Origin of the sequence: Aeromicrobium sp. NPDC092404 (assembly GCF_040684095.1) — a bacterium.
Taxonomy (GTDB): Bacteria; Actinomycetota; Actinomycetes; order Propionibacteriales; family Nocardioidaceae; genus Aeromicrobium.
In genome coordinates, this window is sequence record NZ_JBFBFI010000002.1 from 362,434 (window position 1) to 380,289 (window position 17,856).

Here is a 17,856-nt window from a genome sequence, read left to right on the forward strand (position 1 = left end):
CGTCACGTGCGGGCGGACGTACGCGGACCCTGCCAGCGTCGGTGGCATAGTCTCTGCACCATGACCGCCGCACCCGCCGAGATGAGCGTCGAGCAGCTCGCTTCGCGTGTCGGCATGACGGTGCGGACCGTGCGCTTCTACGCCGGCCGCGGGTTGATCCCGCCGCCGCGCCGCGAGGGCCGCAACGGCTACTACGGTCCCGACCACATCGCCCGCCTCGAGCTCGTCCGCGAGCTCCAGGCGCACGGGTTCACCCTGTCGGCGATCGAGGGCTACCTCGAGAACATCCCCAGTGACGCGACGCCCGAGCAGGTCGCCCTGCACCGCACGCTGCTCGCCCCCTGGATGGCCGACCGGCCGGAGGAGCTCGACCGGCAGGCCCTCGAGCTCAGGGCCGGGCGCGAGCTCGACGACCAGGCGATCGAGACGCTGATCGCGCTCGGCGTGGTCGAGCCGACGCCCGCCGAGGACGTCTTCCGGGTCGCCCCGGCCCACCTCGCGGTCGGCATCCAGTTCGTCGAGACCGACATGCCGATCGAGGTGGCCCACGCCTCTCGTCGCATCTTCGACGCGGCCGGCAAGGCCGTGGCCGACGAGATCACCGAGGTGTTCCGCACGCTGTGGTGGCCTCAGCTGCGGTCCTCCGGGCGTACGGCCGAGGACATCACGGCGCTCGTCGAGCGATTCAAGCCGTTGACGATCCAGGCACTCGTCACGGCGTACGAGACCGCGGTCGACGAGGCCAAGCGCGAGACGATCCGGCGCCGGACCGAAGGCAGCTGAGCGGGGAGCTGGCGTCCACCTCCCCGCCGGAGCAGTAGGAGGTCAGAGGCCCATCGTGCGGCCGATGATCTCCTTCATGATCTCGGTCGTCCCGCCGTAGATCGTCTGAATCCGGCTGTCCGTGTAGGCCTTGGAGATCGGGTACTCCGACATGTAGCCGTAGCCGCCGTGCAGCTGCAGACACTTGGCCGCCGCCTTGTTCTGCAGCTCCGTGGTCCACCACTTGCCCATCGCGGCTTCCTCGATCGTCAGCTCACCCCTGCTGAGCGCGAGGATGCTCTTGTCGACGAACGCCTGACCGATCTGCATCTCGGTCTCCAGCTCCGCGAGGACGAAGCGCGAGTTCTGGAACGAGCCGATCGGCTTGCCGAACGCCTTGCGCTCCTTGACGTAGTCGAGCGTCATGTCGATGATCGCCCGGGTCGCGGCCATCGCGCCGACCGAAATCGCCAGCCGCTCCTGCGGCAGCTTCTCCATCAGGTAGATGAAGCCCTTGCCCTCCTCGCCGAGGAGGTTGCCGACCGGGACGCGCACGTTGTCGAAGAACAGCTCTGCGGTGTCCTGGGCCTTGAGGCCCATCTTGTCGAGGTTGCGGCCTCGCTCGAAGCCCTCCATGCCCCGCTCGAGCACGATGAGCGAGACGCCCATCGCGCCCGCCTCGGGATCGGTCTTCGCCGCCACGATGACGAAGTCGGCGAGGATGCCGTTGGAGATGAACGTCTTGGCGCCGTTGACGACGTAGTGGTCACCGTCGCGGATCGCCGTGGTCTGGATCGCCTGCAGGTCCGAGCCCGTGCCGGGCTCGGTCATCGCGATCGCGGTGATCATCTCGCCGGTGCAGAACTTCGGCAGCCAGCGCTCCTTCTGCTCCTGCGTGGCGTACGCCAGGAGGTAGCCCGACACGAGGTCGGTGTGGAGCACGAAGCCGACGCCGCTCGCGCCGATGCGGATGAGCTCCTCGTCGAGCACGGCGTTGAAGCGGAAGTCGTCCATGCCGCCGCCGCCGAGCTCCTCAGGCATCATGAAGCCGAGCAGGCCCAGCTCGCCGGCCTTGGCCCACAGCTCGCGCGGGACCACGCCGTCCTGCTCCCACTGGTCGTGGTGCGGGGCGATCTCCTTCTCGCAGAACGTCCGCACCGTCTCGCGGAACGCCTCGTGGTCGGCCTCGAAGATGTCGCGCTTCATGTCAATCCTCTTGTCTCAGTCGGCTTGGGTGACGACACCGTCGGCGATGAGCCGGTCGACGTCGTCGATGCCCCATGCAGCGAGGGCCTCGGCGGTGTTGGCGCCGGGCCGCTGCGGGGGCGTGGTCAGGGTGGCGGGGGTCCGGGAGAATCGTGGAGCAGGTGCTGGCTGGACCAGGTCCTCGTGCTCGACGTACGTCTGCCGGGCCACGTTGTGCGGGTGCTGCGCGGCCTCGTGCATCGGCACGACCGGGGCGACGCAGGCGTCCGTGCCGTTGAACAGCGCGGTCCACTCGGCCTGGGTCCGCGACGCGAACGTCTCGGCGAGGACCCCGCGGAGCGCGTCCCACTGGCCGATGTCGTTGCGGTCGGGGACGTCCTCGATCCCCAGGACGGAGATGAGGACCTCGTAGAACCGCGGCTCGAGGGCGCCGACCGACATCCACCGGCCGTCGGAGGTCTCGTAGACGTCGTAGTAGGGCGCGCCCGTGTCGAGCAGGTTGGTGCCTCGGTCGGTGCTCCACAAGCCGGCGGCCTGCATCGACAGCTGCATCCCCAACAGGTGCGCGGTGCCGTCGGTGATCGCCGCGTCGACGACCTGCCCTTCGCCCGTCGCCCGCGCGTGGGTCAACGCCGCGAGCACGCCGGTGACGAGGTACATCGAGCCGCCGGCGAAGTCGCCGAGGAGGTTGAGCGGGATCTGCGGGGGCCCTCCGGCCCGGCCGATCGGGTCGAGGGCGCCGGCGACGGAGATGTAGTTGACGTCGTGGCCGGCGGTCTGCGCGAGCGGTCCGTCCTGGCCCCAGCCGGTGATGCGGCCGTAGACGAGTGCCGCGTTGCGGGCGTGGCACGCCTCCGGGCCCAACCCGAGTCGTTCGGTCACGCCCGGCCGGAAGCCCTCGATGAGGATGTCGGCCCGCTCCACGAGGTCGAGCACGACGTCGATCGCCCGTGGGTCCTTGAGGTTGACCGCCGCGGACGGCCGGCCCCGGCTCAGCATGTCCTGGTCGGTCGGCACCACCAGGCCGGCCCCACCGGGGCGGTCGATCCGGATGACATCGGCCCCGAGGTCGGCGAGCAGCATGCCGGCGAACGGGCCCGGGCCGATGCCGACGAGCTCGATCACGCGTACGCCGTGCAGGGGTCCGGTGCGGGGGATGGTCACACGATCGATTGTGACAGTGCCACTGTCACGGTTGCAAGTGACCCCGGTTACATACCACCGGTATGGCCATGTGTCATCATCGATGTCACGTCCCGGAAGGAACCACATGACGACTCGTCTCGCGTACACGCGCAAGGGCTCCGGCGAGCCCCTCCTGCTGATCCACGGCATCGGACACCGCCGCCAGGCGTGGGATCCCGTGATGGACCGGCTGGCCGAGTCGTACGACGTCGTCGCGGTCGATCTCGCGGGATTCGGTGAGTCCGAGCCCTATCCGGACGGCACGGCCTACACGATGGACAACGCCTGCCGGATCATCGGCGAGAACCTCCAGGAGTGGGGCATCACCCGGCCACACGTCGTCGGCAACTCGCTCGGTGGCGCGATCGCCCTCGAGATGGGCGCACGCGGCATGGCCCGCTCCGTCACGGCGCTCAGCCCGGCCGGGTTCTTCCGCAACCTGGGCGACCGGCTGCAGGCGCTGGTGCTCCTGCTGGTCCTTCGGGTCGCCGCGCTGGCACCCATGCCCATCCTCAAGGCGGTCTCGCACAGCGCGTTCGGCCGCCGGGTGGCCGGGCTCTCGCTCTACTCGCATCCCGAGCGGTTCGACAACACCGCGGTCCTGGGCGACGCGATCGCGCTCAAGCAGGCGCGCGCCTTCGGCGGGACGCTCAAGGCCGGGGTGCACTACAAGTTCACCAGCTCGGTCAGCGTGCCCACGACGATCGCCTGGGCCACCCGGGACCGGATCCTGCGGTTCGGCCAGTCGGCCCTCGCGCAGGAACGCCTCCCCCAGGCCAAGCACGTCGCGCTGCCGCACTGCGGGCACGTCCCGATGATCGACGACCCCGACCTCATCGTCCGCGTCATCGACAACACGGCCGCCCGGGCCGCCCAGGCGGCCGAGCAGGCCGCCTGAAATAGCAAGCACCTCCACCGCGTTGTGCTGGATGTGGAGATCTACGACGCGGTGGTGATCGGGGGCGGCCAGGCCGGGTTGTCGGCGTCGCACCACCTCAAGCGGCGCGGCATCTCCCACGTCCTCCTCGACGCCAACGCGCACCCCGGCGGGGCGTGGCAGCACCGGTGGGACGCGCTGACGATGCATGACGTGCACGGGGTCTCGGACCTTCCGGACGAGCCGGTCCCCTTCGCCGCGGACGCCTCGCGCGCCAACACGTTCGTGCCGGCGTACTTCGCCGACTACGAACGCACGCACGACCTGCCGGTGATCCGCCCGGTCCAGGTGCGGGCCGTACGGGACCACGAGGGGCTGCTGCGCATCGAGTCCGACCAGGGGTCGTGGGCGAGCCGGACCCTCGTCAACGCGACGGGCACGTGGACGCGGCCGTTCATTCCCTACTACCCGGGCGCCGAGACGTTCGCCGGCGAGCAGCTGCACACCGTCGACTACCCGGGGCCCGAGCACTTCCACGGCAAGCGGGTCCTGGTCGTGGGCGGTGGCGCGTCGGCGGTCCAGTTCCTCGGCGCCCTGCGCCCCATCACGGAGACCATCTGGGTCACCCGGCGCGAGCCGGTGTGGCGCACCGACGAGTTCACCCCGGAGATCGGCCGCCAGGTCGTGGCGCGGGTCGAGGAGCGCGTGCGTCAAGGACTGCCGCCCCGCAGCGTCGTGAGTGTCACGGGCCTGATGCTGCGCGAGCAGGAGCGCGAGGCCGAGCGCCTCGGCGCGTACGAGCGCCGGCCGATGTTCAGCCGGATCGAGCCCGACGGCGTGCGGTGGGGCGACGGCACGTTCGAACGGGTCGAGGTCATCCTCTGGGCGACCGGCTTCCGGCCGGCGATCGAGCACCTGGCACCGCTGCACCTGCGCAGCCCGCGTGGCGGGATCCAGCTCGACGGGACGACCGCCGTGGTCGACCCGCGGATCCAGATGGTCGGCTACGGGCCGTCCGCCAGCACGATCGGCGCCAACCGGGCCGGACGAGCCGCTGCACGCGGTGTCGCGACCTGGTTGGCGTCCGACGTGGTGGGCGAGCTGGCCTAGCCGCCGAGCGAGGCGAGGTCGACGACCTCGCTCGCGGCCGGCGCCTCGACCGGGTCGACCTTCTCGTACGTGAAGTTGAGCGTGCCCTCGCCGTCGGAGCCCCCCTCCGACACCAGGCTGACGGGCCTGCCGTCCTCCTTGTCGAGGTAGAGCGTGCCCTCGCCGTCCTTGAGGGTCACGCAGTCGACGCCGTTGACCTTCTTCTCCTTGCCCTTCTTGACCTTGCCCTCAGGGTCGAGCAGCTCGTCGACGAACTTGTCCTTGGACACGAAGTTTCCGAGCTCGGCGAAGTCCGCGTTGTTCGGGTCGATCAGCACCCACTTGCCGCCGATGGTCCTCGCTGCCTCCGCCGGGGCTCCGCTCGACTCGAAGAACTTCGCGTCGGCCTTGAAGTAGGACTTGCCGTCCGCCTTCAGCACGCCGAGGGTCTGGCCACTGGCCGTGACCGAACCTTCGGCATCTCCTCCAGCGAAGCCGATGTCGACCTCGATCTCCTGGCCCTCGTCACTGCCCTTGCCCTTGATCCTGACGTTGTCCTCCTGGCCCAGCTGCTTCTTGGCTGTCGAGATCAGCTTGGTTGCCGACAGGTCGGCCACACCCTCGTCGTCGGAGCCGCCGGATCCGCAGCCGGCGAGGACGAGCGCCGAGGCGACGGCGAGGGACAGTGTGCGTGTGCGCATGGTCATCGAGACCTCCTCGTGGCCGGCGTCCCCTGTTGGCGCCAGCCGTGGAATGGTCACAGGTTCTCGCGGATCACCCTGCAGCGCCAGTCGATGGCGGCTTCCGCACGGCATGGACCAGACTCACCCCGACCGCCACGATCGCGGCCACCAGCGGCACCAACAGCGCTGCGCGGTAGTCGTCGAGCCCCGTCGCCCCACCGTCGGCCAAGGCGACCAGCGCGGCGGACACCACCGCGAGACCGAGGGCCGCGCCCACTTGGAACGCCGTGTAGAGCAGCCCGCCGGCCAGGCCGTGCTCCGAGTCGTCGACACCGTCGGTCGCAGCGATCGCGAGCGTCCCGTACGCCAGGGTGAAGGCCAGGCCCATCGCGACCAGCCCGGGGAGCATCGCGTAGTACGACCAGTCAGCCGTCATCGGCAGGAAGAGCAGGAACGACACCGCCTGGGCCACGACGCCCGCGGTCAGCACCGAGGCGTGGCCGAAGCGCGTCACGACCCACGGCGTCAACGTCGGGGCCAGGAGGCCGTCGATGGCCATGATGAGCAGCGCCAGACTCGTCTCGAGCGTCGACCAGCCGCGCAGCTCCTGCAGGTAGAGCACGATCACGAACTGGAAGCTGAAGAACGCCGCCGAGAACAGCAGGGCCACGAGATTGACCCGGATGACGGACCCGGCGCGGAAGATGCCGAGGCGCACGAGGGGCTCCCGCACCCGGCGCTCGATCGCCACGAACGCCGCCAGGGCGGCGACGGCGCCCAGGCCGCTGGTCAGCGTCCACGCGAGTGAGGTGTGGGACGCCCGCTCCAACGTGTTGACCAGAAGGAGCAGGCCGGCTGCCAGGGCGACGGCACCCGTGAGGTCGAGCTGGCGGACGGCTCGGCTCGCCACGACCGAGTCCGGGGGCACGAGGCGCGTGGCGAAGGCCAGGATCACCGCCGACATGATCACGGGGGCGAAGAAGACCCAGCGCCAGTCGGCGAGGGTGAGGAGGCCGCCGAGCACGAGGCCGAGGCTGTAGCCGGCCGCTCCGGCGGCGCCGTAGATCAGCAAGGCCTTCTGGCGGGCCGCGCCCTGGGCGTAGCCCGTCGTGATGATGGACAGGCCGGCCGGTGTCATGAAGGCCGCAGCGACGCCGGTCACGAACCGCGCCACGACCAGCATCCACGACTCGGTGGCGAGGCCACCGATGCCGGAGAACACGACGAACACCGCCAACGGGATCAGGAACATCCGCCGCCGGCCCAGCAGGTCGGCCGCGCGGCCGCCCAGGAGCAGGAAGCCGCCGTAGCCGAGGACGTACGCGCTCATGACCCACTGGAGGCCGCCGGCGCTGAGGTCGAACTCGGCGCCGATCGAGGGCAGGGCGACCGCGAGCATCGCGATGTCCGCACCCTCGAGGAACAAGGCACCGCTGAGGACGAGCAGGAGCCCGAGCCCGCGCGCGTCGAGCCGCTTGATCTGGCCCTCGGCGGGCTGGGTCGTAGTGGTCATCGGAGTCCTCTCGTGGTTACCTCTTGTAACTGACCCCATCATGCGTCACCATGAGGGGTCATGGAAGAAGGCACTTCAACCTCACCCGGTTCCTGCGACGTAACCGGGACGACCGATGCGTTCCAGTGGGACACCCGTGAAGGGTGCGAGGTCCGGCAGATCCTCGACCGCGTGGCCGACAAGTGGTCCCTCATGGTCATCTCGCTGCTCGGGCACCGGACCTTGCGCTTCACCGAGCTCAAGCGCGAGATCGACGGGGTCAGCCAGCGCATGCTCACCGTCACGCTCCGTCATCTCGAGCGCGACGGGCTGATCCAGCGGACGGTCCACCCGGTCGTGCCGCCCCGCGTGGACTACGAGCTGACCGATCTCGGCTGCGGGCTGATCGAAACGATCCAGACCCTCGTCACGTGGACCGAGAGCAACCAGGAGGCCATCATCCGCGCCCGGATGGCCTTCGACCAGCGCGCCACCCAGGAGGCGTGAGTCTCAGTCGCGCGACTCGCGAGGCCGCTTGACCGACCACGGCTCGAGATGCTCGTAGCCCTTGACCGACGTTCGCCGGGTCCTCCGGAGCCGGAACTCCTCGGGGTGGGCCTGCAGGAGCTTCGCGAGCTCGCCGTCGGCCAGGACCCGCCCGGGCCGCGCGATCGAGGTCAGCCGTGCGGCGAGGTTGACGGTGGCGCCGAAGACGTCACCCAGTCGGGCCAGGACCGGCCCGTGCGCCGTGCCGACCCGGACCTCCGGGAACCGCTCGTCGGACTGCGACCGCTCGGCCAACGACAACGCGAGGTGGCCGGCGCGGACCGGGTCGTCGACGGTGTAGAGCACTTCGTCACCGATGGTCTTCACGACCTGACCGCCGTGCGCGACGACGAGATCGGTGGTGACACGCTCGAACCACTCGACCATGTCGCCGAGGGCGCGGGTCGTCATCTGCCGGCTGCGGGACGTGTAGCCGACGATGTCGACGAACCCCACCGCCGTCGACACCGTCGACCGGTCGGAGACACCGCGCAGCGCCATCCGGCTGGCCGTCGCCAGCAGGTGCCGCCGCCAGATGTAGCCCTGGACCTGCTCGACCATCGGGATCACCTCGACCAGCACCTCCAGCGGTGGGTCGTCGAGACCGTCCTTCTCGGCCAGCGAGCTCAGCAGCACCCGGGTCTGCCAGTCGGCCAGGCGCGAGAACGACCGGCCCATCGACCGCACGAACTGCGGCATCCGCTCGGGCTCGACGATTCCCAGCTCGGTCAGCCGCTGGGTGATGCGGAGTGCCTCGACGTCCGCCGGGGTGAACGCCACCTCGTCGTCGGCCCGCTCAGAGAAGCCCAGGTGGCGCCACATCGCATTGGCCGTGTCGAGGTCGACGCCGGCTGCCTCGGCGACCTGCGCCTGGGTCAGCGACGCGGGCTCGTCGAAGAGGTACGCCTCGGCGACGTCGATCAACAGCGCGGGGTCGAATGCCGGGGTGTCGGCCGGGTCGTCGGCCGGCGCGCCGGGGAGGGCACCCTCGTCGTTGCGGTCGGCCATGGAGATCCTCACGTCGTGAACCCGCGCATCGTAGCCCGGACGCGTCCGCCGCACAGCCAGATGCAGCCAGTTGCACTGCAACTCGTTGCATAGTACGGTCGCCGGATGGCCCTCGAGCACGCGATCCTCGTGTCCCTCGCGGAGAAGTCCGCCTCGGGCTATGACCTCGCGCGCAGGTTCGATGCCTCGATCGCCCACTTCTGGAAGGCGAGTCACCAGCAGATCTACAAGGTGCTGGGCCGGATGGAGTCCGACAAGTGGGTCGAGGCCCACCTCGTCGAGCAGACCGGCCGCCCCGACAAGAAGGTGTATGCCATCACCGACGAGGGGCGTGCCGAGCTCCTGCGCTGGTCGTCCCTGCCGACGCCGATCGAGTCGCCGCGCAGCGAGATCGCGGTCAAGGTGCGCGGGTTGCGGTTCGGCGATCGCGACGCCGTGCTGTCGGACGTACGGGTCCGGCGGCAGGCCCACCTCGCGCAGCTGGCCTACTACGAGGCCAGCGCCGCCAAGCACTACCCCGATCCGTCTGCGCTCGGCGACGACGAGCTCGGCGCCTACCTCGTGCTGCGAGCCGGGCTCATGCAGGAGCAGATGGGCATCGCCTGGTGCGACGAGATCCTTCAGGCCTTCGTGGACCGCGAGGCGGACCGATGAGCCCGGACGCCCACCAGCAGCACACCCAGGCCCAGCACGATCGCCGTCGTGATGAGCACCGCGTGCACCCAGAAGAACGACGTCGGGGCACTGTCCCAGTGCGCGCCGTCCCAGGCCCGGTCGTCGTCGACGATCGCCTTGGCGAACCGCGGCCAGATCACGACGTTGAACACGCCCGCGACGACCAGGAACCGGGCGGCAGTCTTCGAGATCACCTGACCATCCCATCACAGGAGCTCCAGTGAAACAGTTTCGTGCCGCTGTCGAGGCGGGTGACTTCGACGCCCTCGGCGACCTGCTGGCCGACGACGTCGTGTTCCGCAGCCCGGTCGCGTTCAAGCCGTACGAGGGCAAGCCCATCGTCGCGGCGATCCTGCGTGGCGTCGGCCGGGTCTTCACCGACTTCCGCTACGTCCGTGAGCTGGCGGACGACGACAACCACGGATCGGCGCTGGTGTTCGAGACCGTCGTCGACGGCGTGAGCGTCAACGGCATCGACCTCATCCGCACCGACGACGCCGGCCTGATCAGCGAGCTCACCGTGATGGTGCGTCCGTTGTCCGGAGCCAACGCCCTGGCCCAGGCCATGGGCGCCCAGTTCGACCGGATCCAGGCCGAGGCCCTGGCCGAGATGTCAGGAGAGACCCGATGAACCCCTACCCGCACCTGCTCGAGCCGCTCGACCTCGGCCACACGACGCTGCGCAACCGCGTGATCATGGGCTCGATGCACACCGGCATGGAGGACCGGGCCAAGCACCTGCCCGAGCTCGCGGCCTACTTCGCCGAGCGGGCCAAGGGCGGTGTGGCCCTCTCGGTGACCGGCGGCTATGCGCCCAACTGGCGCGGCTGGCTGCTGCCGTTCGGCTCGCTGATGACGTCGAAGCGCCTGGCCGACAAGCACCGCATCGTCACGGACGCGGTCCACGAGCACGACGGCAAGATCGTGATGCAGCTGCTGCACGCCGGCCGCTACGGCTACCACCCGTTCAAGCGCGCCGCCTCGAGCAAGCCGTCACCGATCACCCCGATGGGCAAGCCCAAGGCCATGTCGACCCGCGAGGTCGACCGGACCGTCTCGGACTTCGCGAGCTCGGCGATGCTGGCGCGCCGGGCCGGCTACGACGGCGTCGAGATCATGGGCTCCGAGGGCTACCTGATCAACCAGATGCTGACCGCGCGGACCAACGACCGTACGGACCGGTGGGGCGGCAGTGCCGAGAACCGCATGCGCTTCCCGGTCGAGATCGTCGAGCGGGTCCGCGAGGCGGTCGGCGAGGACTTCATCGTGATGTACCGCATGTCGCTGCTCGACCTCGTCGACGACGCCCAGAGCTGGGACGAGACCGTGGCGCTGGCCAAGAAGATCGAGACGGCCGGTGTCTCGATCATCAACACCGGCATCGGCTGGCACGAGGCCCGCATCCCGACGATCGTCACGTCGGTGCCCCGCGGAGCGTTCTCCTGGGTCACCGGCAAGCTCCGGCCCGAGGTCTCGGTGCCGGTCGTGGCGTCCAACCGGATCAACACCCCTGAGCTCGCCGAGGAGATCATCGCGTCCGGCCAGGCCGACCTCGTGTCGATGGCGCGTCCGCTGCTCTCCGACCCGTACTTCGTCGCCAAGGCCGCCGAGGACCGCGCCGACGAGATCAACACCTGCATCGCCTGCAACCAGGCCTGCCTCGACCACACGTTCCAGAACAAGCGCGCGAGCTGCATGATCAACCCCCGGGCCGGGCACGAGACCACGCTCGTGCTGTCCCCCACGCGTACGGCCAAGCGGATCGCCGTCGTCGGCGCCGGGCCCGCCGGACTCGCAGCAGCCGCCGAGCTGGCCGGTCGCGGCCACGCGGTCGAGCTGTTCGAGGCGCTGCCCGAGGTCGGCGGCCAGTTCCGGCTGGCGATGCAGATCCCGGGCAAGGAGGAGTTCAAGGAGACGATCCGCTACTACTCCCGCAGGCTCGAGCTGAGCGGGGTCAAGATCCATCTCGGCACCCGGGCCACCGTCGACGACCTGGCATCCTTCGACGAGGTCGTCGTCGCCACGGGCGTCGAGCCTCGCGTCCCGTCCCTCCCCGGCGTCGACCACCCGACGGTCGTGACCTACCAGGACGTCATCCGCCACCGGGTTCCCGTCGGTCGCCGCGTCGCGGTGATGGGTGCCGGCGGCATCGGCTTCGACGTGTCGGAGTTCCTGCTGCACGACCCGGACGAGTCCCTGGAGCACTGGATGGAACGCTGGGGCGTCACCGACCCCGAGCTCGAGCGCGGCGGCCTCGCGACCAAGCTCAAGGCCCCGCCGAAGCGCGAGGTCGTCCTCCTGCAGCGCAAGTCGACCGAGCTCGGCAAGGGCCTTGGCAAGACGACGGGATGGGTGCACCGCCAGACCCTCAAGGACTCCGAGGTCGAGATGGTCAAGGGCGTCACGTACGACCGCATCGACGACGACGGCCTGCACATCACCGTTGCGACCGGGGACTCCTCCGAGTCGCGGGTGCTCGACGTCGACACGATCGTGCTGTGCACCGGGCAGGAGTCCGTACGCGATCTCATCGAGCCGCTCGAGGCGCTCGGCCGGCCGGTGCACGTCATCGGCGGCGCCGACGTCGCGGCCGAGCTCGACGCGAAGCGCGCCATCAAGCAGGCCACGGAGCTGGCCGCGCGCCTCTAGTCGGCGGCGCGAGCCGTGACGGCATGGGAATCCGGAACCGCTAGGTTCGGCACGTGAGCCAGCCGCCTGACCCGAACCTCCCGCCGTACGGCACGCCTCCGCCTCAGCCGTCGTGGACACCGCCGGTCCACGCGTACCCGCACGGCCAGCAGCGGCCACCCCAGAAGAAGGACCGGACGCCGGACATCGTCCTGTCGTGGCTCCTGTACGCCGGACAGGTCGTCGGTTCCGGGGTCATGGTCGTCATCTCGATCTTCGCCGTCATCATCGACTCGTGGTGCACCGACGGCAGCGGCTCGTGCTCCGACGAGAGTGCCGGCTCGGCGATGATCGGGTACTGGATCGCCCTGGGCGTCCTGCTGATCGGCACCCTCGTCGGCCTCATCGTGGCCACGTCGACCAATCGGCGACTGTGGCCATGGGCGGTCGGGGGGTTCTGCGTCAGCGTCGTCGCGACGATCGTGTTCTTCGCCGTCCTGGCCGGCTGACCGCGATACTGAGGCGGTGAGCATCCGGATCCTCCTCCTGCGCGCCGTCAACGTCGGAGGCACCCAGCTGCCCATGGCCGAGCTGCGGGAGATCGCCACCGGTCTCGGCGCGACGGACGTGTCGACCTACATCGCCTCGGGCAACCTCATCGCGGACGTTCCCGGCAAGGGCGCCGACTTCGACCGGGCACTGGAGCAGGCGCTCGAGCAGCGCTACGGCTGGTTCCGCGAGGTCATCTCCCGTACGCCGGCGCAGGTGCGCGAGGCGCTGGAGGCGCACCCGTTCGAGGTCACCGAGCCCAAGTTCTCCTACGTCACCTTCCTCGCCGAGCGGCCGACGGCCGACGCGATCGCGAAGGCCGAGACCTACGAGACGGGTGATGACCGGTGGCAGGTCATCGGCACCGAGATGCACATCCGCTACGCCAACGGCGCAGGCCGGCCGGAGATGAAGGCCGAGTCGATCGGCCGGGCGCTCAAGGTGCCGGGCACGGCCCGCAACCTCAACACCGTCCGGAAGCTCATCGAGCTCGCCGGCTGACGCCCGGCATGACGACGGGCCGCCACCCGAAGGTGACGGCCCGCCTTGGTTCAGGTCAGAACCAATGTCTCCGACCGCCGATGCCACGGTCCATCGAGCCAAGGATCCACAGGATCGCGCCGACGAGGACCAGCACGATGCCGATCGTGTAGAGGATCGAGATATCGAGCACCGCTCCGAGGATCACCAAGATGATGCCGAGGATGACCACAGCTACTGCCCTCCTGTCCGTGGCCGACGGGCGCCGGCCACCTTCCTACCGAAGGTACGCCGGTCCGGCCGATCCGCATCTCGGCCGCGATGACAGGCGGGAACGTACGCTTGAGGGGTGGACCAGCCCACCCTCGACGACGTGCTCGGCGACCGCCGCTGGCTCGTGCTGACCGGAGCCGGCGTCTCGACCGACTCCGGGATCCCTGACTATCGCGGGCCGGGGTCGCCGGTGCGGACCCCGATGACGTACCAGGAGTTCGTGCGTACGCCTGAGGGCCGCCAGCGCTACTGGGCGCGCGCCCACGTGGGCTGGAGCCGGATGCGGCGGGCTGAGCCCAACGCCACCCACCACGTGCTGGTCGAGATGGAGCGGCAGGACTCTCTGACCGGCCTCATCACCCAGAACGTCGACGGGTTGCACACCCGGGCCGGTCACCGCGACGTGATCGACCTGCACGGCCGCATCGACCGCGTGATCTGCCTGCAGTGCCGGGACCTGACGCCGCGATCCGCACTGCACGCGAGGCTGTCAGCACTCAACCCCGGCTACGAGACCCGGGTCGGCGAGGTGGCGCCTGACGGCGACGTCGTCCTCGACGAGACCGCCGACTTCCGGGTCGCCGACTGCACCTCGTGCGGCGGTGACCTCAAGCCCGACGTCGTGTTCTTCGGCGAGAACGTCCCCAAGGATCGGGTCGCGCGCTCGTACGCGCTGGTCGAGGAGGCGGATGCTCTCGTCGTGCTCGGCTCGTCGTTGCAGGTCATGTCCGGGCTGCGGTTCGTGCGCGCGGCCCACAAGCGGGGCATCCCCGTCGTGATCATCAACCGCGGCAGCACACGAGGCGACGAGCTCGCGACGCTCAAGATCGAGGCAGGCTGCGCCGAGACGCTCACGTTGCTTCGTGACACGCCGTCGCATCGTTTGCCCGAAATGGCAGTGGACCCGGCTCAGCAGCGATAGCGTTCGGACGACCCATCCGCATCGCCGAAGGACTCCCATGAGCGCCGTCTCCCCACCGCCTCCCCCCGCCGCGGCTCCCGCGCCGAGTGACTATCCCGCCACGTTCACGTTCGACTCACCGGGCACGGTTGCGCGCTGGCGACCGCTGATCCACTGGCTCCTGGTGATTCCGCACGTCATCGTCCTGTACGTGCTGAACCTCGTCGCCGGCATCCTCGTCTTCGTCGCCTGGATCGTCGGCGTCATCACCGGCAAGATCCCTGAGGGCATCCAAGGCCTGATCGTCGCTGCCCTGCGCTACGGCGCAAGGGTGCAGACCTACATGCTGTTCCTGCGTGGGGAGTACCCACCGTTCGCCTTCGACACGGAGTTCACCGACCCCGGCACCGATGCGCGCGTCCGTCTGGACTTCCAGCCGGAGATCGAGAACCGCAGCCGCCTGACGATCTTCTTCCGCGGGCTGTTGCTGATCCCGCACTTCTTCGTCTTCTTCTTCCTTGCCATCGCGATGTACGTCGTGGTGATCATCGGTTGGTTCGCGGTCATCATCCTCGGCCGCTGGCCGTCCGGGCTCGAGTCCTTCGTGGTCGGCTTCATCCGCTGGATGGCGCGCTTCAACGCGTACGCCAACCTGCTCACCGACAAGTACCCGCCGTTCGGCCTCAAGTAGCCGCACGACAGAACGCCCCGATCCGTGCTCGGATCGGGGCGTTCTGGCGTCCGGGTCAGCTGAGCTGGCGCAGGCGTACGGTCTCAGGGAGGCTCGCGAGCTCCTTGAGCACGTCGGGACCGACCTCGGCCGCGACGTCGGTGAGCACGTAGCCCAGCTCTCCGCGCGTCGACAGCGACTGCGCCTCAATGTTGACCTCGTGCTCACCCAGCAGGCCGTTGATGCGCGCCAGCACGCCGGGATGGTTGAGGTGCACCAGGGCGAGACGGTGCTTGGTGGCGTCGGACGGCAGGTTGATCTCGGGCAGGTTGACGCTGAGCGAGGTGCCGCCGGTCGAGGCGTACGACCGCAGCTTCGATGCGACGAACCGGCCGATGTCCTGCTGCGCCTCCTCGGTGGAGCCACCCACGTGCGGGGTGAGGATGACGTTGGCCAGGCCGCGCAGGTCGGACTCGAACGGATCGCCCTGGCGCTTGGGCTCGACCGGGAACACGTCGAGCGCGGCGCCGGCGATGTGACCCGACTCGATGTGCTGTCGCAGTGCCGCGGTGTCGACCGCGATGCCGCGAGAGAGGTTGAGGAAGAGCGAGCGCGGCTTCATCTGCGCCATCTCCTCGGCGCCGAACAGCCCCGCGTTGCCCGGGCGGCCGTCGACGTGCAGCGTCACGACGTCCGAGATCTGCAGCAGCTCCTCGATCGTCGAGCAGCGCTTCGCGTTGCCGAGCGCGAGCTTGTCGTCGATGTCGAAGAACACGACCTTGAACCCCAGGGCCTCGGCGATGACCGAGAGCTGGCTGCCGATGTTGCCGTAGCCGACGATGCCGAGCGTGCGACCGCGGACCTCGTGGCTGCCGGCGGCCGACTTGTTCCACACCCCGTTGTGCATGTCGGTCGACTTCTCGTGCAGCCGGCGAGCCAGCGAGATGATCTCGGCGATCGCCAGCTCGACGACGCTGCGGGTGTTGGAGTAGGGCGCGTTGAACACCGCGATGCCGCGCGCGGTGGCGGCGGCCAGGTCGATCTGGTTGGTGCCGATGCAGAAGGCGCCGATGGCGATCAGGTCAGGGGCGGCGTCCAGCACCTTCTCGGTGATGTAGGTCGTCGAGCGGATCCCCAGGAGGTGCACGCCCTGGATGGCCTCGATGAGCTCGTCCTCGCCGAGCGCACCGTCGCGGGTCTCGACCTGGTAGCCCTTGCCCCGCAGGAACTCGGCCCCGTCGACGTGGATGTTCTCGAGCAGCAGGACGCGTACGTCCTCGTCGTCGAGCAGCGAGGTCGGGAAGGGATCAGTCGTCGTCATGGTCATCATCATCTCGGTTGCCTCCAGTCAGCAATGCACGGCTGACGTGGGGCCCAGGCGAACGGTCCCGATGTCCGGTTTCTGCAGTCGCTCCCCGGTGGTACCCACCTCAACGCCAGTCGCGACCGACTGCCCCAAGTCTAACCTGTACGGAACAACGCCCCGGCAGGCAGGACATTCCATGGACTACGTCAAGGACCCGCGCGTCGACGACTACATCGACGCGCTGCCACCGTGGCAGCAGGACATCTGTCACGAGGTGCGCGACCTCGTGCACGCGGCCGATCGTGAGGTCGAGGAGACCATCAAGCGCACGGTGCAGCCGTACTTCGTCCTAGAGGGCAACGTCTGCGCCTTGCTGGCCGCCAAGGACCACGTCAACGTGTTCGTCTACGACGGCGGGATCGTGCCGGATCCCCACGGCATCATCACCGCCGGCCACGACAACCAGACCGCGCGCACCGTCGGCTTCCGCGAGGGTGAGGCCGTCAACGCAGCCGCCCTCCTCGAGATGTTCCGGGCGATCATCGCGGACAACCGGGCCGGTGGATGGCGCAAGATCAAGAAGGACCGCGGGCTCGCCTAGAGGCTCTCGAGCGACGCGCGGAGCAGGTCGAAGAAGCGGAGTGCATCCGGATCGAGCGCGAGGTGCACGGCTCCGGCCGGCTCGAGCGTGATGTCCGTACGACCGCGGGTCGGCGAGTGGCCGGTGTGGACCGTGACGACCGCTGGGTGGAGCGTCACCAGCGTCGGGTCCACGAGGTAGGCGACGGTCAGCGCGTCGTGGACCGGTGCCGCGGTCCGACCGGCCAGCGCCGGCAGCGTCCGGTAGCGCTCGATGCGCTGCTCGATGAGGTCCGCCGCGATGGCGGCGGCCGGCCCGCCACCACCCTGCAGCTCGCCGCACTGCTCGGCCGACACGGTGGCTCGATACGTCGTGTCGAGCGGCATCAGCACGACTCGCTCGAAGCCGGCGGCCAGGACGCGCTCGGCGGCCTCCGGATCGTTGCCGATGTTGGTCTCGACGTCGGGCAGGGCACCGCCCCGCTCCATGACCCCGCCCATCACCACGAGCTCATCGACCGCCCGCACGACCTCGGGGTCCGCCCGGATCGCGGCAGCGACGTTGGACAGCGAGCCGGTCGCCACGAGGGTGAAGCGGTCCGTGGCCTCCCGCGCCGCCTGCACGAGCCACTCGATGGCGTGCTGCGGGTCGACGGCCGTGGTCGCCGCGGGGAGCGGGAGCGTGGCCCGCTCCGGACTGGCCTTCGCCGGCTCGGCGGCCGGCGGCGGGTCGATCGGTCCGCCGAGCCCGGCGTGCACCGGGACGTCCGGGCGACCGATCAGGTCGAGCGTACGGCGGGAGTTGTCAGCCGTGTGCCTCACGGCGTGGTTGCCCCACACCGCCGTCACCGCGAGCAGCTCGAGCTCCGGCCTCGCAGCCGCCAGCATGATCGCGATGGCGTCGTCGGACCCCGTGTCGCAGTCGAGGACCACCCGCCGCGGCACGG

The 17,856-nt window shown here is 69.6% G+C and carries 21 protein-coding genes and 1 riboswitch; of the genes, 12 read left to right on the forward strand and 9 right to left on the reverse strand.

The window, feature by feature from the left end:
- Positions 1–60: 60 nt before the first annotated feature.
- Positions 61–783, forward strand: coding sequence for a MerR family transcriptional regulator (locus tag AB0N22_RS12140; protein WP_364640262.1), 723 nt, complete (start codon positions 61–63; stop codon positions 781–783).
- Positions 784–825: 42 nt separating this feature from the next.
- Here the strand turns inward: AB0N22_RS12140 and AB0N22_RS12145 are convergent, their stop codons facing one another.
- Positions 826–1,968 carry an acyl-CoA dehydrogenase family protein gene (locus tag AB0N22_RS12145; protein ID WP_364640265.1) on the reverse strand — a complete coding sequence of 381 codons (1,143 nt, stop codon included), beginning with the start codon at positions 1,966–1,968 and terminating at the stop codon, positions 826–828.
- Between the two features lie 15 nt (positions 1,969–1,983).
- Positions 1,984–3,132 (reverse strand): CaiB/BaiF CoA-transferase family protein, encoded by a 1,149-nt coding sequence (locus tag AB0N22_RS12150; protein WP_364640268.1) that lies wholly within the window; start codon positions 3,130–3,132, stop codon positions 1,984–1,986.
- Positions 3,133–3,238: 106 nt separating this feature from the next.
- Between AB0N22_RS12150 and AB0N22_RS12155 the strand changes: the two genes are divergently transcribed.
- Positions 3,239–4,051 carry an alpha/beta hydrolase gene (locus AB0N22_RS12155; protein WP_364640270.1) on the forward strand — a complete coding sequence of 271 codons (813 nt, stop codon included), beginning with the start codon at positions 3,239–3,241 and terminating at the stop codon, positions 4,049–4,051.
- 33 nt (positions 4,052–4,084) lie between these two features.
- On the forward strand, positions 4,085–5,140 hold the full coding sequence (locus AB0N22_RS12160) for an NAD(P)-binding domain-containing protein (RefSeq protein ID WP_364640273.1): 1,056 nt from the start codon (positions 4,085–4,087) through the stop codon (positions 5,138–5,140).
- Here AB0N22_RS12160 and AB0N22_RS12165 read toward each other — a convergent pair.
- Together AB0N22_RS12165 and AB0N22_RS12170 are read right to left on the reverse strand one after the other, a co-directional pair.
- Complete coding sequence (locus AB0N22_RS12165) at positions 5,137–5,826, reverse strand: hypothetical protein (RefSeq protein WP_364640276.1); 690 nt, start codon at positions 5,824–5,826, stop codon at positions 5,137–5,139. The genes AB0N22_RS12160 and AB0N22_RS12165 overlap by 4 nt on opposite strands.
- Before the next feature lie 67 nt (positions 5,827–5,893).
- Positions 5,894–7,315: an MFS transporter gene (locus AB0N22_RS12170; RefSeq protein WP_364640279.1), complete on the reverse strand. Its 1,422-nt coding sequence runs from the start codon at positions 7,313–7,315 to the stop codon at positions 5,894–5,896.
- Between the two features lie 60 nt (positions 7,316–7,375).
- Between AB0N22_RS12170 and AB0N22_RS12175 the strand changes: the two genes are divergently transcribed.
- Positions 7,376–7,801 carry a helix-turn-helix domain-containing protein gene (locus tag AB0N22_RS12175; protein WP_364640281.1) on the forward strand — a complete coding sequence of 142 codons (426 nt, stop codon included), beginning with the start codon at positions 7,376–7,378 and terminating at the stop codon, positions 7,799–7,801.
- A gap of 3 nt (positions 7,802–7,804) precedes the next feature.
- Here AB0N22_RS12175 and AB0N22_RS12180 read toward each other — a convergent pair whose 3' ends face one another.
- The gene (locus tag AB0N22_RS12180; RefSeq protein WP_364640284.1) at positions 7,805–8,848 is read right to left on the reverse strand and encodes an adenylate/guanylate cyclase domain-containing protein; all 1,044 of its coding nucleotides are present in this window, start codon (positions 8,846–8,848) and stop codon (positions 7,805–7,807) included.
- A 105-nt stretch (positions 8,849–8,953) separates the two neighbouring features.
- Between AB0N22_RS12180 and AB0N22_RS12185 the strand changes: the two genes are divergently transcribed.
- The gene (locus AB0N22_RS12185) at positions 8,954–9,502 is read left to right on the forward strand and encodes a PadR family transcriptional regulator (RefSeq protein ID WP_364640287.1); all 549 of its coding nucleotides are present in this window, start codon (positions 8,954–8,956) and stop codon (positions 9,500–9,502) included.
- Here the strand turns inward: AB0N22_RS12185 and AB0N22_RS12190 are convergent.
- Positions 9,469–9,717, reverse strand: coding sequence for a hypothetical protein (locus AB0N22_RS12190; protein WP_364640290.1), 249 nt, complete (start codon positions 9,715–9,717; stop codon positions 9,469–9,471). The genes AB0N22_RS12185 and AB0N22_RS12190 overlap by 34 nt on opposite strands.
- 26 nt (positions 9,718–9,743) lie before the next feature.
- Between AB0N22_RS12190 and AB0N22_RS12195 the strand changes: the two genes are divergently transcribed.
- From AB0N22_RS12195 to AB0N22_RS12210, 4 genes are read left to right on the forward strand one after another with little or no spacing between them, the layout of a single operon-like run.
- Positions 9,744–10,154 carry a nuclear transport factor 2 family protein gene (locus tag AB0N22_RS12195; protein ID WP_364640293.1) on the forward strand — a complete coding sequence of 137 codons (411 nt, stop codon included), beginning with the start codon at positions 9,744–9,746 and terminating at the stop codon, positions 10,152–10,154.
- A complete protein-coding gene (locus AB0N22_RS12200; protein ID WP_364640296.1) occupies positions 10,151–12,172 on the forward strand; it encodes an NADPH-dependent 2,4-dienoyl-CoA reductase in 2,022 nt (673 codons plus the stop codon). Before AB0N22_RS12195 ends, AB0N22_RS12200 begins: the two co-directional genes overlap by 4 nt.
- Before the next feature lie 53 nt (positions 12,173–12,225).
- Positions 12,226–12,660, forward strand: coding sequence for a hypothetical protein (locus AB0N22_RS12205; RefSeq protein WP_364640299.1), 435 nt, complete (start codon positions 12,226–12,228; stop codon positions 12,658–12,660).
- 16 nt (positions 12,661–12,676) lie between these two features.
- Positions 12,677–13,201, forward strand: coding sequence for a DUF1697 domain-containing protein (locus tag AB0N22_RS12210; RefSeq protein WP_364640301.1), 525 nt, complete (start codon positions 12,677–12,679; stop codon positions 13,199–13,201).
- Positions 13,202–13,256: 55 nt separating this feature from the next.
- On the opposite strand, the gene AB0N22_RS12215 is transcribed toward AB0N22_RS12210, so the two are convergent.
- Positions 13,257–13,412 (reverse strand): hypothetical protein, encoded by a 156-nt coding sequence (locus AB0N22_RS12215; RefSeq protein ID WP_364640304.1) that lies wholly within the window; start codon positions 13,410–13,412, stop codon positions 13,257–13,259.
- A gap of 117 nt (positions 13,413–13,529) precedes the next feature.
- Between AB0N22_RS12215 and AB0N22_RS12220 the strand changes: the two genes are divergently transcribed.
- Positions 13,530–14,375, forward strand: coding sequence for an NAD-dependent protein deacetylase (locus tag AB0N22_RS12220; protein WP_364640307.1), 846 nt, complete (start codon positions 13,530–13,532; stop codon positions 14,373–14,375).
- Between the two features lie 37 nt (positions 14,376–14,412).
- Positions 14,413–15,045: a DUF4389 domain-containing protein gene (locus AB0N22_RS12225; protein WP_364640310.1), complete on the forward strand. Its 633-nt coding sequence runs from the start codon at positions 14,413–14,415 to the stop codon at positions 15,043–15,045.
- Between the two features lie 55 nt (positions 15,046–15,100).
- On the opposite strand, the gene serA is transcribed toward AB0N22_RS12225, so the two are convergent.
- On the reverse strand, positions 15,101–16,345 hold the full coding sequence (gene serA, locus AB0N22_RS12230) for a phosphoglycerate dehydrogenase (protein ID WP_364640313.1): 1,245 nt from the start codon (positions 16,343–16,345) through the stop codon (positions 15,101–15,103).
- Between the two features lie 44 nt (positions 16,346–16,389).
- Positions 16,390–16,478: riboswitch (ZMP/ZTP riboswitch) on the reverse strand.
- Between the two features lie 48 nt (positions 16,479–16,526).
- Here serA and AB0N22_RS12235 point away from each other — a divergent pair.
- On the forward strand, positions 16,527–16,931 hold the full coding sequence (locus AB0N22_RS12235) for a DUF1801 domain-containing protein (RefSeq protein ID WP_364640315.1): 405 nt from the start codon (positions 16,527–16,529) through the stop codon (positions 16,929–16,931).
- On the opposite strand, the gene AB0N22_RS12240 is transcribed toward AB0N22_RS12235, so the two are convergent.
- Positions 16,928–17,854: a nucleoside hydrolase gene (locus AB0N22_RS12240; RefSeq protein ID WP_364640318.1), complete on the reverse strand. Its 927-nt coding sequence runs from the start codon at positions 17,852–17,854 to the stop codon at positions 16,928–16,930. The two genes, AB0N22_RS12235 and AB0N22_RS12240, sit on opposite strands and share 4 nt — an antisense overlap.
- Between the last annotated feature and the right edge of the window lie 2 nt (positions 17,855–17,856).

Excerpts from the sequence above, each read along its gene's own strand:
- AB0N22_RS12140 (WP_364640262.1), top strand. The coding sequence starts at position 61 with ATGACCGCCGCACCCGCCGAGATGAGCGTCGAGCAGCTCGCTTCGCGT.
- AB0N22_RS12145 (WP_364640265.1), bottom strand. The coding sequence starts at position 1,968 with ATGAAGCGCGACATCTTCGAGGCCGACCACGAGGCGTTCCGCGAGACG.
- AB0N22_RS12155 (WP_364640270.1), top strand. The coding sequence starts at position 3,239 with ATGACGACTCGTCTCGCGTACACGCGCAAGGGCTCCGGCGAGCCCCTC.
- AB0N22_RS12165 (WP_364640276.1), bottom strand. The coding sequence starts at position 5,826 with ATGACCATGCGCACACGCACACTGTCCCTCGCCGTCGCCTCGGCGCTC.
- AB0N22_RS12170 (WP_364640279.1), bottom strand. The coding sequence starts at position 7,315 with ATGACCACTACGACCCAGCCCGCCGAGGGCCAGATCAAGCGGCTCGAC.
- AB0N22_RS12175 (WP_364640281.1), top strand. The coding sequence starts at position 7,376 with ATGGAAGAAGGCACTTCAACCTCACCCGGTTCCTGCGACGTAACCGGG.
- AB0N22_RS12180 (WP_364640284.1), bottom strand. The coding sequence starts at position 8,848 with ATGGCCGACCGCAACGACGAGGGTGCCCTCCCCGGCGCGCCGGCCGAC.
- AB0N22_RS12185 (WP_364640287.1), top strand. The coding sequence starts at position 8,954 with ATGGCCCTCGAGCACGCGATCCTCGTGTCCCTCGCGGAGAAGTCCGCC.
- AB0N22_RS12200 (WP_364640296.1), top strand. The coding sequence starts at position 10,151 with ATGAACCCCTACCCGCACCTGCTCGAGCCGCTCGACCTCGGCCACACG.
- AB0N22_RS12225 (WP_364640310.1), top strand. The coding sequence starts at position 14,413 with ATGAGCGCCGTCTCCCCACCGCCTCCCCCCGCCGCGGCTCCCGCGCCG.
- serA (WP_364640313.1), bottom strand. The coding sequence starts at position 16,345 with ATGACGACGACTGATCCCTTCCCGACCTCGCTGCTCGACGACGAGGAC.
- AB0N22_RS12235 (WP_364640315.1), top strand. The coding sequence starts at position 16,527 with ATGGACTACGTCAAGGACCCGCGCGTCGACGACTACATCGACGCGCTG.